A 14,042-nucleotide genomic window follows, 5' to 3' on the forward strand; every position below is an offset into this window, starting at 1 on the left:
TGCTTCAAGATTTAGCTATAGCTATAATTCTGGCGCGTGCGCACCTGGGAAACCGGGCAGCGGCACACCGGGACAAGATAATCCGGCCTGCCCGCCCGTTTGTGGGAAGAGTTCCGGCTGGCGGATTTGGCCCAATGGCGGACCAAAGCTTTGCGCCATTTCGGGTGCGTCGCGGCTAACGTCTTGTTTCAGCCAACCTATGGGTTTATTTGATGGACATGCTTCGAGCCTGACTCCCACAGGCGTGAAAGGATTCCCATGAGCGGCATCAACGACTACATCGACAGCGAAGTGAAGAGCAACGACGTCGTGCTCTTCATGAAGGGCACTCCCGGCTTCCCGCAGTGCGGGTTCTCCGGCCAGGTGGTGCAGATCCTCGACTATGTCGGGGTCGACTACAAAGGCGTGAACGTGCTGACCTCGGCCGAGCTGCGCCAGGGCATCAAGGACTATTCCAACTGGCCGACCATTCCGCAGCTCTACGTCAAGGGCGAGTTCGTCGGCGGTTGCGACATCGTGCGCGAGATGTTCCAGGCCGGCGAGCTGCAGGATTTCCTGGTCGAAAAAGGCGTCAGCGTCAAAGGCGCCGCCTGATTTGAGCTCACGCTGGCCGGCCCACCCGGCCGCGCGGTGACATCCGGGGCGGCCCCACCTCGGCACTTTGGGTTTCGAACTCGAGAACGAGACGAATTGATGCGCCGGTCGACCGGCGCATGTTCGTTTGATTGATCGGATTTTGCCGTGGACAATCAGGCACTAGCGCAGCAGTCGGCAAAAAGCTTGCCCATTCCGCGCTGGGAATTCATTGCGCTCTGCGCGGCGCTGATGGCGCTCAATTCGCTCGCCATCGACATCATGCTGCCGGCTCTGCAGCAGATCGGCGCCTCGCTCGGCGTCGAGAATGAAAACCACCGCCAGTATGTGATCACAGCCTACATCCTTGGCTTCGGCACCGGTCAGCTCTTCTTCGGTCCGGTTTCCGATCGTTTCGGCCGCCGTGCGCCGCTGGTCGCCGGCCTGATCATCTACGTGGCGGCGGTAGCGGCCGCTGCTGTTGCACCGACCTTTGCCACCCTTCTCGCCTGCCGTGTCGTGCAAGGCATCGGCGCGGCGGCCACCCGCGTCATCGCCGTCTCCATCGTGCGCGACACCTTCGAGGGCCGCCGCATGGCCGAGGTCATGTCGCTGATCTTCATGGTGTTCATGGCGATACCGGTCGTCGCGCCCGGCATCGGCCAGTTCATCATGCTCTTCGCCACTTGGCACTGGATCTTCGTCACCATGGCCGTCGGCGCGCTCATCGTGTCGGCATGGTCGCTGTTGCGCTTGCCGGAGACGCTGCATCCGGAATACCGGCGGCCCTTAACCGTCAACGCCGTCGTCGGCGGCTTCCGCATCGTGCTCACCAACCGCATCGCGCTTTGCTATGCCTTTGCCAGCACCTTCATCTTCGGCGCCATGTTCGGCTTCATCAATTCCGCGCAGCAGATCTATCTCGAAGTCTTCCATGTCGGCGAGCTGTTTCCGCTGATCTTCGCCGGCGTCGCGGGCGTGCTCGCCTTCTCGAACTTCCTCAACGCGCGGCTCGTCGGCAAGGTCGGCATGCGGCGCCTGTCGCAGAGCGCGCTGCTGCTCTTCCTCGCCATCAGCCTGGTCTGGCTCGTCGTCTCGCTCGAGATCGAGATGCCGCTCTGGCTGTTCATCGCCTTCTTTGCCGGCGCGATGGTTCCATTTGGCTGTCTCGGCGCGAATTTCAACGCGCTCGCGATGGAGCCGCTCGGCGAGCTTGCCGGCACGGCGTCCTCCATCCTCGGCTTCATGCAGACCTTTCTCGGCGGCCTGCTCGGAACGCTGATAGGCCAGGCCTATAACGGCACGGTCACGCCATTGGCCGCCGGCTTCTGCAGCGTTTCCCTCGCCGCCCTGCTGATGATCCTGATCGCCGAGCGCGGAAGGCTGTTCCAGCCCCACAATCCGCCGGTGTGAGACCCTCGCCTACGGCCACCCGCTCAGGATTTTCGTTCAAGCGCAACCGTGAAGCGGGGCGAAAGTATGCGCCCTGCGATCGCCTCGCCCATGCTCTCGGTAAAGGGTAACGGCAGGGCCTTATCGAGAGCCTCGAGGACTGAGGCAACGAAGGCTCTGTTCAATGCATCGTTCGATCCGAGTGCGGAGAAGGTCGCGCGCGGCTTGCCAATGAGCGTTCCGTCTCGGCAGAGCGAGAACCGCAGGGTCAAGGACAGGCCGGCAGTTCCGTGAGGCGGCCGCCAGCAGGCGTAAATGGCAGCCGACATTTCCGCTATGGAGTTAACGGGATCGCGACTGCCGCAGGCGCGCTCCCGTGCCGCTGCTTCGTCAGCACCCGTGATCGTCACGGTGATGGCGAGAGCCAGAGCGACCATCGCGGACTGGGTGCCCATTCACATCTCCGGATTTGCGTGAGGTCATAGGTCGACATCTTCCAGCCGACCGGCTGGCCCTCGCTGGCGCAATCGATCCTATTCCGCCCAGAGCTCGCGCCGCAGTTCGTTCCAGCTATCCTTGTCTGGCGCAACCAACAACCCGCCGTCGACATGCGACGGCAGATAGGCATCGCCGTCGATCCGCGCCGCATAACCACCGGCCTCCTGATGGATCAAGACGCCGGCCAGATGGTCCCATGGCATCAGCTTGTTGTAGACGACGAAATGCGCATGGCCGCTCGCCAGCAGCCGGTATTCGTGCGCGGCGCAACGATAGCCGAACTGCGACAGCGCCTTTGTGTGGTTGCGAGCGAGCCGCGAGCGCTCCGGTTCCTTCAGATACTGCCACGAGATCGCGCCGGTCATCTCGGAGATCGGCACCGGCTCGGCGACCCGCACCCTCTCCAGCGCGCCATGTGCGTGGCGGATATGGCTGCCCGCCCCCTTGGCGCCGATCAGCCAGTCGTTGCCGACCGGATCGTGGATGATGCCGGCAACCGTCTCGCCGTTGACCACGACGCCCAGCATGACGCCGAACAGCGGCACACCGGAGGCGAAGTTGAAGGTGCCGTCGACCGGATCGATGACGAAGGCGAGTTCGGCATCGCCGAGCCCTTTGAGCAAGGCCGGATTGTCGGAACAGGCCTCCTCGCCGAGGATCATCGCTGAAGGGTAACGCTCGCGCAGCCTGGCAGTGATCAGCCTTTCGGCGTTGACGTCCGCCTCCGTCACCAGATCGGCGGCCGAAGTCTTCTGGCGAACATCGCCCTCGCCCAATCGGCGGAAGCGCGGCATGATTTCGGCCTTGGCTGCGTCAGCTAGAAGCTCGGCCAGCCAGTCGATCGCTTGCATGTCAAACGTCATCGGAAATGTCTTTTCCCATGGTAAGGCGCGCATCGAGCGCGGCGAAGTCGAACAGTTTTCGGTCGAGCAGATGCGAGGGTCGCACATTGGTCATCGCGCGGATCATCGTGTCCTTGCGGCCAGGCATACGCTTCTCGATATCGTCGAGCATCGCCTTCATGGCGTTGCGCTGCAGCCCTTCCTGGCTGCCGCAGAGATCGCACGGGATGATTGGGAACTTCAGTGCATTGGCGAATTTCTCGAGATCCGCCTCGGCGCAATAGGCGAGCGGGCGCAGAACCATGACGTCGCCCTCGTCATTGAGAAGCTTCGGCGGCATGGCGGCGAGACGCCCGCCATGGAAGAGGTTCATGAAAAAGGTTTCGAGGATGTCCTCCCGGTGGTGGCCGAGCACAAGCGCGGTGCAACCCTCCTCGCGGGCGATGCGATAGAGGTGGCCGCGCCTCAGCCGCGAGCAGAGCGAGCAATAGGTGCTGCCCTCGGGCAGCTTGTCGGTGACCACCGAATAGGTGTCCTGGTACTCGATGCGATGCGCAATGCCGTTGGCGCCGAGGTAGTCCGGCAGGATGTGCTTCGGGAAATTCGGCTGACCTTGGTCGAGATTGCAGGCAAGCAGCTCGACCGGCAGCAGCCCGCGCCATTTGAGATCGAGCAGCAAGGCAAGCAGGCCATAAGAATCCTTGCCGCCGGAGAGCGCCACCAGCCAGCGCTCGCCGGGTTTCACCATGGCGAAGTCTTCGATCGCTTGGCGCGTGAGCCGCAGCAGCCGCTTGCGCAGCTTGTTGAACTCGACCGAGGATGGCACGTCGCGGAACAACGGATGGAATCCGCCGTCCGGCTCGTCGGCGATCGGCTCAAGCGATTTGACGTTTGGCAGCATATTCATGGCGCAGGTGCCCGCGGTTCTGTTGCCGCTTCGCTTAGAGCATTTTGCAGCCAAGTGGAATCACTAGCCGTCGCGGAATTGCGGCTAAAAAAATGACCAGGGTGGAATTGCCGCCCTGGCCGACGCGACAAACAAAGAAAAGGCCGCCTCGAGGGCGGCCTTGGATGGGTGTCGCCGATTGGTCGGATCAGCGCGAATAGAATTCGACGACCAGGTTCGGTTCCATCTGGACGGCGAACGGAACATCCGCCAGGCCGGGAACGCGGTTGTAGGTCGCGGTCATCTTGTTGTGGTCGGCCTCGATATAGTCCGGCACGTCACGCTCGGCCAAGCCTACCGATTCCAGCACGATGACGAGCTGCTTCGACTTCTCGCGCACCTCGATGACGTCGCCCGGCTTGCAGCGGTACGAACCGATATTGGTGCGCTTGCCGTTGACGTTGACGTGGCCGTGGTTGACGAACTGGCGGGCCGCGAAAATGGTCGGCACGAACTTGGCGCGATAGACGATCGCGTCGAGACGCGACTCGAGCAGGCCGATCAGGTTCTCGGAGGTGTCGCCCTTGCGGCGGTTGGCCTCCTCATAGACCTTACGGAACTGCTTTTCCGAAACATCGCCATAGTGGCCCTTGAGCTTCTGCTTGGCGCGCAACTGCAGGCCGAAGTCGGAAAGCTTGCCCTTGCGGCGCTGGCCATGCTGGCCGGGACCGTATTCGCGCTTGTTGACCGGGGACTTCGGACGGCCCCAGATATTTTCGCCGAGACGGCGGTCGATCTTGTATTTCGCGGATTCGCGCTTGCTCATCGCATTCCCTTTCAAAACGATATACCCGGAACCCCTTGGCTCCGGGTGAAGGAAACGCGCCCTCCTCTGGCCTCCGTTTTCGAGGCCTGACAGGGTTTCCCACGCAACGCGACGGAAAACCCACGGGACACGTCAGTTCAACAAGACCGCCGACAGAGTGGCTTCCGGTGAGGTCTTGCCCATGCAAAAGAAACCACCGGACGTCGCCGCCCGGTGTTGGTGGCCCTGTTAAACAGAGATTTAACCGGTGTCAAGCTCGTGTCGGCGACGCACCCTCAACCATTCTGCCGTCATGACGCCGGAGCCGGCGATGGCAGGCATTGGCATGGCCGCAAGCAGAGCCGCCACGTCGTGGCATGCCGCGGGTTTCTATCCAGGCACCAACTTGAGAGCCAGGCAGCCACAAAGTCAGGACTTCTTGCTAGGCAGTCCCTTGCGTTTGGTCTCGGCGAACTCCTCGAGTTGCTTCTCGCTCATGGACTCGTACATCTCGCGCGAAGCACCCTTAAGCTCGGTTTTCTTGGTCTCGCCGCGCTTGGCCGAAAGGGCTGCGCCGGCTGCCTTCTGTTGGGCTTGCGATTTGGCTGGCATGCGATTTCTCCCTGTGCGGTAGTGGGAAGAGAAACGCTGCGGCGCTATCGCAGTTCCAGCTAGCGCGAGGTCAGCCCAAAGCCCTGGATGAGCCTGCGCGTGGCGAAATCCACCTTACCAGAGGTGAAGAGGGCGATATCGGGCTCGGTCTCGCCCGACGGTTCGCCGATAGGCTGCAGCAGCGACATGGCGCGCCGGGCAATGGCTTCCGCCGGATCGATCCAGTCGACCGGCCACGGAGCGGTCTTGCGCATGCGGTTGGCCAGGAACGGATAATGCGTGCAGGCGAGCACGACGATGTCGGTGCGCTGCCCGTCGTGCTCGATGAAGCAGGGCGCGATCTCGGCGCGCACGGCTTCCTCGTCGACAAAACCTTCGCGCATATAGATCTCGGCCAATGCGGCAAGCCTGTCGCTGCCGACGAGCCGGACATGGCATTTCTGCGCCCATTTGCTGATCAGGTCACGCGTGTACTGACGCTTAACCGTGCCCGGGGTCGCCAGCACCGAAACCAGGCCGGACCGCGTGCGCTCGGCCGCCGGCTTGATCGCGGGCACCGTTCCGACAAACAGATGACCGGGAAATTTTTCCCGCAGCGCATCGATCACCAGGGTCGAGGCGGTGTTGCAGGCGATCACTGAGATCGCCGGCTGCAGACGGTCGAGCAATTTGCCGAACAGGGCGAGTATGTGCTCCTTGAGCGCCGGCTCTTCCCATGCGCCGTAAGGAAAAGCCGCGTCGTCGGCGACATAGACGAAGCGCCGATCCGGCATCAGGACGCGCGCCTCGCGCAGCACCGTCAGTCCGCCGACACCGGAATCGAACATCAGTATCGGACGCTTGTTTGATCGATCGTTCATTGTGATCCGACTACAGGAAGAAGCTGACCCGAGATTTGGCCAACCGCGCTTCTATCCTGAACGATCATGGTCTTGAAGTGGCAGATGCCAGCAGCTTTTGCGCAACTCAGAGCCCCCGCTTGCCGAAGCCGGCGGGTCGCGCCCGGCCAAACGGCTGCGGCGCCGGCGCCGGCGCCGGACGCGCGGGTTGCGCAGCAGTCCGTGGCGCAGCTGGAGCGACGCTCGCTGTCGCCCTCGCGGGGCGCGCCTCCGCCGGCAACGAGCCTTCAAAGTCGAAAGCCTCGGTCAGCTCATCGATGTTGCTGCCGGCCACAGGCTTTGCCCACAGGATCGTGCACCAGAGGCCGAATATGGCAAGGCCGAGCAGGTTCAGGCCACCGGGCGCGCTCTCAGGATTGCCAGAATCGATAACCAGAAGCGTGCCCGCCTGCAGCAAGCCATAGATGCCGGAAAAGACGATATAGGACCAGAGGATCCAGCCTGAACCATCGGCATCGCGGGTGCGGCGCCATGCGATGTTGCCGCGCAGCGCGACGAAGACGAGCGACACAACAAGCGCGGCGCCGGCCAGGCTTTGCCGCGACGGACCCGGCATCGAATTGATCAATCCCGCGAAGCCGGTCGTTGCGGCAATGCAGAGCACGATCGCTACCGCTTCCGCTATGAACAAACCTAGCGAATAGAAGAAGAAATGCAGACGGCCAATATTGGACGTAAACATCTGCTGCCCCATCGTTTCGAGAACGATGAACCAAACCGCATAATATTCGGTTACCTTGAAGGTTCGGAGCTTACGGATTTTAACTTTCTTTGTCCGTTGTTCGTTTGCGCGTAGCCGGCGCCCGCCTCGGATCATCCCCCGGTGAGCCGTCGCCGCGCGGCATTGCCGGCGAGAACCTGTCGAGCGACGAGATGATGCCGCGCAGCACCTTCAACTCGGGCTCAGCGAATCCCGCCCGCGTCAGCACGGCGCGCAGATTGTCGACCATCTTAGGCCTCTTCTCTTCCGGGCGGAAATAGCCGCGCGCCTCGAGAGCGCCTTCGAGATAGGTGAACAGGCTGTGCAGCTGTTCCTTGGTCGCCGGAACGAGCTCCGGTCCGGCGAAGTTGGTCGCGGTCTCTTCGGCAAGGCCGGATTTCATCCATTCATAGGACATCAAAAGCACGGCCTGTGCGATGTTGAGCGAGGAGAAGCCGGGATCGACGGGAAAGGTGACGATCTCGTCAGCCAGACCAACCTCTTCATTGTAGAGGCCAAAACGTTCACGGCCGAACAGAATTCCGGTGCGCAGCCCCGCCTGCTCGCGGGCCCGGAGCGCCCTGCCCGCATCCACCGGACCGCGCACCGGCTTGAAGCCGTCACGCTCGCGGGCGGTGGTGGCGAAGACGAAGTTGAGGTCGGCCACTGCCGAGGCAAGGTCGTCGAACACCGTTGTCGCATCGATGACGTGGTCGGCGCGGCTGGCGGCGGCGCGCGCCTTCTCGCTCGGCCAGCCGTCGCGCGGATTGACCAGGCGCAGCTCAGAAAGGCCGAAATTCGCCATGGCGCGCGCGACCATGCCGATATTCTCGCCGAGTTGCGGCTCGACAAGGATGATCGCCGGTCCGGCGGTCTTGGCGGTGTCGTTTGCGGCTGGCATGGCTCTCCGTACATGAGGTTTGCGGCGTTTCGGCGTCCCCTGCCACATCCGGGCCTGAAAATGAAGCATTCACAAGCGCGACACCGGTCTGCGATCGGCTGATCGCGGTTTGCGCGCTCAAAAAGGCTTTGATATACGCTGCCCAACCTCGGCCGAAGCCACGGGCAAGGCCGTTCAGATCCCCAGCAACGAGGCATTTTTCCATGGCGAAGATCAAGGTGGCGAACCCGGTCGTCGAGCTCGACGGCGACGAGATGACCCGCATCATCTGGCAGTTCATCAAGGACAAGCTGATCCACCCCTATCTCGACATCAAGCTGGACTATTTCGATCTAGGGATCGAGAACCGGGACGCCACCAATGACCAGGTGACCGTCGACTCGGCCAACGCCATCAAGAAATACGGCGTCGGCGTGAAATGCGCGACGATCACGCCCGACGAGCAGCGCGTCGAGGAATTCAAGCTGAAGAAAATGTGGAAGTCGCCCAACGGCACCATCCGCAACATCCTCGGCGGCACCATCTTTCGCGAGCCGATCATCATGAAGAACGTGCCGCGCCTGGTGCCCGGCTGGACCAAGCCGATCGTCGTCGGCCGTCACGCCTTCGGCGACCAATACCGCGCCACCGACTTCCGCTTCCCGGGCAAGGGGAAGCTGACAATCAAATTCGTCGGCGAGGACGGCCAGATGATCGAGCATGACGTCTTCGATGCGCCGGGCGCCGGCGTCGCCATGGCCATGTACAATCTCGACGAGTCGATCCGCGAATTCGCTCGCGCCTCGCTGAACTATGGCCTGCTGCGCAACTTCCCGGTCTATCTCTCGACCAAGAATACCATTCTCAAAGCCTATGACGGGCGCTTCAAGGACATCTTCCAGGAGGTCTACGAGAAGGAATTCGAGGCCGAGTTCAAGGCGAGAAAACTCTGGTACGAGCACCGCCTGATCGACGACATGGTCGCCTCCAGCCTGAAATGGTCGGGCGGCTATGTCTGGGCCTGCAAGAATTATGACGGCGACGTGCAATCCGACACCGTGGCGCAGGGCTTCGGCTCGCTCGGCCTGATGACCTCGGTGCTGATGACGCCGGACGGCAAGACCGTGGAAGCGGAAGCCGCCCACGGCACCGTCACCCGCCACTACCGCCAGCATCAGAAGGGCGAGGAAACCTCGACCAACTCGATCGCCTCGATCTTCGCCTGGACGCGTGGCTTGGCCCACCGCGCCAAGCTCGACGGCAATGCCGAGCTCAAGCGCTTTGCCGAGACGCTGGAAAAGGTCTGCATCCAGACCGTCGAGGGCGGCTTCATGACCAAGGACCTGTCGCTGCTGATCGGCCCCGACCAGCCCTGGCTGTCGACCACCGGCTTTCTCGACAAGATCGACGAGAGCCTGCAGAAGGCGATGGGGTAAGAAGTGCCGAGCCTTGTTGCCAGCGAAAGGGTCCGCCTTTGCGCTGGCAACAATGCCGACCTCTGCCAGGCTATTTTCAAGGTGCACGGGCTAAGCGGCCGGAGGAGCCGCTCCGTCTGGTCCAGCGATGAGCAAGCACCTCCTTACTACCCCAATGCCGCCACTTTGGATGCCGATGCCATACCGATCCAACTTGCAGAAATAGCCAGACTGACATCTGTTCTTGCCACCAGCTTTTCGGTCAAGGATTGCTTCTGCCGTCTGGATCTCCGACCGCTCGGGTTCAGCCAACTCTTCGAAGCAAGCTGGATCTTGATGGACCTAAGGCGTCCAACGACGACCCCCTCCGGTTGGGAACGTGTTGGGGACGCAGCCAGCTTGGAGATGTGGGAACTTGCCTGGACGGATGGCGCAGGTTCCTCCAGCGGCCGTGTCTTTCCGACCGCAGTTCTGGCCGACCCTGCCATCGCCATCCTTGGCCGACGGACGGCCGACGGCTTCACCGCCGGCTGCATAGCCAATAGATCCGAGCTCGTGATCGGGTTGTCAAATGTCTTTGCCACGGATGGCAATTCGACCTATCGAGATGCTGTGCAAGCCGCAGCCAATACGTTTGCTGAAAGTCGCGCGCTGGTCGGGTATGAACGCGGCGGCGGGCTGGATGACGCACTGGACTGCGGCTTTCAGACCACCGGCACGCTGCGCGTCTGGATACGGGACAGCCAAGCCAAAGAGGAATGAAGTGGCAAAGCCTCTTCTCTACGGCGCCCACTACAGCGTCTATGTCCGCATCGCGCGAATGGCGCTCAATCAAAAGGGCGTCGACTACGAGCTCGTCCCTCTCGACATCTTCACGGCCGAAAGGGCGTCAATTATCGGCTATTTCCTCAAGGTCGCCGAAGGGCGAAAGCTGCTTGCCCGCTTTCCAGACTTGCAGGACCGGTGGGATCGCATCGTCAGGCGGGCAAGCTTCTCCAATGCATGAGCTTTCCGGTCGCGAAGCGCTGACCACAGCCAGGATAGTCCGGGTCAACCACGCAGGCGAGTTTGGAGCGATCAGGATCTATTCAGCGCAAATCTTTGTCGCCCGGCACTTTTGGCGCGATTGCGTGCCGTCTTTGTCGGAGATGCTTGGACACGAGCGCCAGCATTGCGCCTTCTTCCGTGCCGCCATGCCAATGCGAAACTCGCGTCCATGTCGCGTCATGCAGTTCTGGAGCTGGGGCGGCTGGCTGTTGGGCTTTCTCACCGCCCTGCTCGGCCCACAAGGCATCTGGGCATGCACCGCCGCTGTCGAAGCGACCGTGCACCGCCATCTTGACGACCAGCTCTACTATCTAGCCGGGCGCGATCCCGGACTGCACGCCATCATCCTGTCGATCCGCGAGGAAGAGCTGGCCCATCTGCGTCACGCCGAGGAGCATCTGCTGGCGCCAGGCCCGCTGCTTCTCCTCCTGCGCGGGGCGATCGCCGTCGCCACGGATTGCCTCATCTGGCTGTCCACCTGGGGCGACTCTGTCAGAATGGCGCGCGCCCTGAAAGCGGCAAAGCCTTCCTGACACAGGAACACTAAGCGGCTTCGAGCGCCGCCTTTACCGCCGCGATGGCGTCGTCCGCCTTGGAGGCGTCGGGGCCGCCGGCTTGCGCCATATCGGGACGCCCGCCGCCGCCCTGCCCGCCAAGCGCGGCGGACGCAACACGGACGAGATCGACAGCGCTGAAGCGGCCGGTCAAGTCGTCGGTGACGCCGACCACCACGCTCGCCTTGTTGTCCTCGCCGGCGCCGATAAAGACGACCACGCCGGAGCCCAGCGTCTTCTTGCCGGCATCCGCAAGCGGCTTCAGGTCCTTCGGCGCGACACCGCTGACCGCTTTGCCGAGGAAGCCGACACCCGCAACCGTCTCGTTGGTGGCCGGAGCATCGGCAACGGCCGCGCCGCCGCCAAGGGCCAGTTTCTTGCGCGCCTCGGTGAGCTCTTTCTCGAGTTTCTTGCGCTCCTCGAGCAAAGTCTCGACACGCGCCGGAACGTCGGCCGGCGAGATCCTCAAGGTCGCCGCGGCTGCCTTCAGGCGCTTGTCCTGCTCGTCGAGATGCTTGCGCGCCGCCTCGCCGGTCAGCGCCTCGATGCGGCGCACGCCGGCGGCGACCGCGCTGTCCGACAGGATGCGCACAAGGCCGATATCGCCGGTCGACCTGACATGCGTGCCGCCGCAGAGCTCGACCGAATAGGGACGGTTGGCCTTGGCGCCGTGCAGGCCGGTGCCCATCGAAACGACGCGCACCTCGTCGCCGTATTTCTCGCCGAACAGCGCCATCGCGCCCTCGGCAATAGCATCGTCCACCGACATCAGCCGCGTCGTCACCGGACTGTTCTGCACAACGATCTCGTTGGCCATGCGCTCGACATCCTCGATCTCCTCGGCCGAGATCGGCTTGTTGTGCGAGATGTCGAAGCGGAGGCGATCAGGCGCGACCAGCGAACCCTTCTGCGCGACATGGGTGCCCAGCACCTCACGCAGCGCCTCGTGGATGAGATGCGTCGCGGAGTGATTGGCGCGCAGCTTCGAACGGCGCGCGTGATCGACCTTTAGCTCCACGGCAGCGCCGGTCTTGATCGTACCGCCCGTCACCTTGCCCAAATGCACGAAGAGCCCGTCGGCCTTCTTTTGCGTGTCGGTGACCTCGATCGAGAAGCCGTCGCCGGACATCATGCCGGTATCGCCCATCTGGCCACCGGATTCGCCATAGAACGGCGTCTGGTTGACGACGACGGCAACCGCGTCGCCCTGCCCGGCGCTGTCGACGATCTTGCCATCCTTGACCAAGGCCTGGATCAGGCCTTCCGCCTCTTCCGTCTCGTAACCGAGGAAATCGGTGGCGCCGGTCTGCTCGCGCACCGGGAACCAGACCGTCTCGGTCGCCGCTTCGCCCGACCCCGCCCAGTGCGCGCGCGCTTCCGCCTTCTGCCGCTCCATCGCAGCGGTGAAGCCGGCAAGATCGACCGAGATGTCGCGTTGGCGCAGCGCATCCTGCGTCAGGTCGAGCGGGAAGCCATAGGTGTCGTAGAGTTTGAAGGCCGTCTCGCCATCCAGCATGTCGCCGGCGTGCAGCTGTTCCGTCGCCTCCGAAAGCAGGCCGAGACCGCGGACCAGCGTCTTGCGGAAGCGCGTCTCCTCGAGCTTCAGCGTCTCTGTGATCAGCGCTTCGCCACGCACCAGTTCCGGATAGGCCTGGCCCATCTCGCGCACCAGCGCGGGCACCAGCTTCCACATCAGCGGCTCCTTGGCGCCGAGCAGCTGCGCGTGGCGCATGGCGCGACGCATGATGCGACGCAGCACATAGCCGCGGCCTTCATTGGAGGGCAGCACGCCGTCGGCCACCAGGAAGGATGACGAGCGCAAATGATCCGCGATCACGCGGAACGATGCTGCGTTCTCCTGGTTGTGACCGTGCCCGAGCGCCGAGCATGCCGCATCGATCAAATGCCGGAACAGGTCGGTCTCAAAGACGCTCTCCACTCCCTGAAGGATCGAAGCCATGCGCTCCAGGCCCATGCCGGTGTCGATCGACGGGCGCGGCAGGTCGATGCGCTCGTCTTTCGTCACCTGCTCATATTGCATGAACACCAGGTTCCAGAATTCGAGGAACCGGTCGCCGTCCTCTTCCGGGCTGCCGGGCGGACCGCCCCAGATATGCTCGCCGCGATCGATGAATATCTCCGAGCACGGACCACAGGGACCGGTGTCGCCCATCGCCCAGAAATTGTCAGAGGTCGGAATGCGGATGATGCGATCGTCCGAGAAGCCGGCGATCTTCTTCCAATAGCCGGCCGCCTCGTCGTCTGTGTGATAGACGGTGACCAGAAGCTTGTCCTTCGGCAGGCCGAATTCCTTGGTGATCAGGTTCCAGGCAAGCTCGATCGCGCGCTCCTTGAAATAATCGCCGAACGAGAAATTGCCGAGCATCTCGAAAAAGGTGAGATGGCGCGCGGTGTAGCCGACATTGTCGAGATCGTTGTGCTTGCCGCCGGCGCGCACGCTCTTCTGCGCGGTCGCGGCGCGCGAATAGGACCGCTTCTCCAGGCCGGTGAACACGTTCTTGAATTGCACCATGCCGGCGTTGGTGAACATCAGCGTCGGATCGTTGCGCGGCACCAGCGGGCTGGAGGCAACGATCTCATGACCCTCCTTGCGGAAGTAGTCGAGGAATGTCGACCGGATCTCGTTCACGCCACTCATGGATACTGCCTTTTCGCGAAAACCGCCGGCCAGGCCGGCGGCAAATGGGCTTTCGTGTGTCAGAAGATAGATTGGCCTTTTAGCCGTAGCTCTTGACCCTGTCCAGAAACACGGAACCAAGGCCAATCCTCCGGCTGGGCGGCCTGTGCCCTCGCCCCCAAACGTAAACCGCCGGCACGAAGGCCGGCGGTTCGAACGCAGTACTAGGCTGAATCGACATTCAGCGCATCCATAACATAGCTGCGGCGAGATGGATGAAGGCGAGGAAGTGGCCGGCGCG

The 14,042-nt window shown here is 62.7% G+C and carries 14 protein-coding genes and 1 pseudogene; 6 read left to right on the plus strand and 9 right to left on the minus strand.

What is annotated here, in order from left to right:
- Positions 1-258: 258 nt before the first annotated feature.
- Together grxD and EOD29_RS23625 are read left to right on the plus strand one after the other, a co-directional pair.
- A complete protein-coding gene (grxD, locus tag EOD29_RS23620; RefSeq protein WP_066995148.1) occupies positions 259-594 on the plus strand; it encodes a Grx4 family monothiol glutaredoxin in 336 nt (111 codons plus the stop codon).
- Between the two features lie 192 nt (positions 595-786).
- Complete coding sequence (locus EOD29_RS23625; RefSeq protein WP_066995308.1) at positions 787-1,986, plus strand: multidrug effflux MFS transporter; 1,200 nt, start codon at positions 787-789, stop codon at positions 1,984-1,986.
- A 23-nt stretch (positions 1,987-2,009) separates the two neighbouring features.
- Here EOD29_RS23625 and EOD29_RS23630 read toward each other — a convergent pair whose 3' ends face one another.
- The 8 genes from EOD29_RS23630 to EOD29_RS23665 all read right to left on the minus strand — a co-directional run bounded on the left by EOD29_RS23630 (position 2,010) and on the right by EOD29_RS23665 (position 8,108).
- Positions 2,010-2,420, minus strand: coding sequence for a hypothetical protein (locus tag EOD29_RS23630; RefSeq protein ID WP_127248037.1), 411 nt, complete (start codon positions 2,418-2,420; stop codon positions 2,010-2,012).
- A gap of 78 nt (positions 2,421-2,498) precedes the next feature.
- On the minus strand, positions 2,499-3,326 hold the full coding sequence (locus tag EOD29_RS23635) for an inositol monophosphatase family protein (protein ID WP_127248038.1): 828 nt from the start codon (positions 3,324-3,326) through the stop codon (positions 2,499-2,501).
- Positions 3,316-4,212 carry a tRNA 2-thiocytidine(32) synthetase TtcA gene (gene ttcA, locus EOD29_RS23640; RefSeq protein WP_095827849.1) on the minus strand — a complete coding sequence of 299 codons (897 nt, stop codon included), beginning with the start codon at positions 4,210-4,212 and terminating at the stop codon, positions 3,316-3,318. Before ttcA ends, EOD29_RS23635 begins: the two co-directional genes overlap by 11 nt.
- A 187-nt stretch (positions 4,213-4,399) precedes the next feature.
- Positions 4,400-5,017: a 30S ribosomal protein S4 gene (gene rpsD / locus EOD29_RS23645; protein ID WP_066995136.1), complete on the minus strand. Its 618-nt coding sequence runs from the start codon at positions 5,015-5,017 to the stop codon at positions 4,400-4,402.
- Positions 5,018-5,425: 408 nt separating this feature from the next.
- Positions 5,426-5,608, minus strand: a complete 183-nt coding sequence (locus EOD29_RS23650; RefSeq protein WP_066995133.1) for a DUF3008 family protein — start codon at positions 5,606-5,608, stop codon at positions 5,426-5,428.
- Between the two features lie 59 nt (positions 5,609-5,667).
- Positions 5,668-6,468: a glutamate racemase gene (gene murI / locus EOD29_RS23655; protein ID WP_127248039.1), complete on the minus strand. Its 801-nt coding sequence runs from the start codon at positions 6,466-6,468 to the stop codon at positions 5,668-5,670.
- Positions 6,469-6,574: 106 nt separating this feature from the next.
- On the minus strand, positions 6,575-7,189 hold the full coding sequence (locus EOD29_RS36530) for a DUF805 domain-containing protein (RefSeq protein ID WP_206520485.1): 615 nt from the start codon (positions 7,187-7,189) through the stop codon (positions 6,575-6,577).
- Positions 7,190-7,268: 79 nt separating this feature from the next.
- The gene (locus EOD29_RS23665; RefSeq protein ID WP_067328305.1) at positions 7,269-8,108 is read right to left on the minus strand and encodes an RNA methyltransferase; all 840 of its coding nucleotides are present in this window, start codon (positions 8,106-8,108) and stop codon (positions 7,269-7,271) included.
- Between the two features lie 203 nt (positions 8,109-8,311).
- Here EOD29_RS23665 and EOD29_RS23670 point away from each other — a divergent pair, with 203 nt between their 5' ends.
- The 4 genes and pseudogenes from EOD29_RS23670 to EOD29_RS23685 all read left to right on the plus strand — a co-directional run bounded on the left by EOD29_RS23670 (position 8,312) and on the right by EOD29_RS23685 (position 11,082).
- Positions 8,312-9,523 carry an NADP-dependent isocitrate dehydrogenase gene (locus tag EOD29_RS23670; protein WP_127248040.1) on the plus strand — a complete coding sequence of 404 codons (1,212 nt, stop codon included), beginning with the start codon at positions 8,312-8,314 and terminating at the stop codon, positions 9,521-9,523.
- A gap of 3 nt (positions 9,524-9,526) precedes the next feature.
- Complete coding sequence (locus EOD29_RS23675; RefSeq protein WP_127248041.1) at positions 9,527-10,264, plus strand: hypothetical protein; 738 nt, start codon at positions 9,527-9,529, stop codon at positions 10,262-10,264.
- A gap of 1 nt (position 10,265) precedes the next feature.
- A pseudogene (locus tag EOD29_RS38030) lies at positions 10,266-10,382 on the plus strand (glutathione S-transferase N-terminal domain-containing protein); the annotation flags it as partial.
- 118 nt (positions 10,383-10,500) lie between these two features.
- Positions 10,501-11,082, plus strand: a complete 582-nt coding sequence (locus EOD29_RS23685; protein ID WP_127240419.1) for a demethoxyubiquinone hydroxylase family protein — start codon at positions 10,501-10,503, stop codon at positions 11,080-11,082.
- 10 nt (positions 11,083-11,092) lie between these two features.
- Here EOD29_RS23685 and alaS read toward each other — a convergent pair whose 3' ends face one another.
- The gene (gene alaS / locus EOD29_RS23690) at positions 11,093-13,762 is read right to left on the minus strand and encodes an alanine--tRNA ligase (RefSeq protein WP_127248042.1); all 2,670 of its coding nucleotides are present in this window, start codon (positions 13,760-13,762) and stop codon (positions 11,093-11,095) included.
- Positions 13,763-14,042 lie beyond the last annotated feature (280 nt).

The organism is Mesorhizobium sp. M1A.T.Ca.IN.004.03.1.1, assembly GCF_003997555.1.
Lineage (GTDB): Bacteria > Pseudomonadota > Alphaproteobacteria > Rhizobiales > Rhizobiaceae > Mesorhizobium.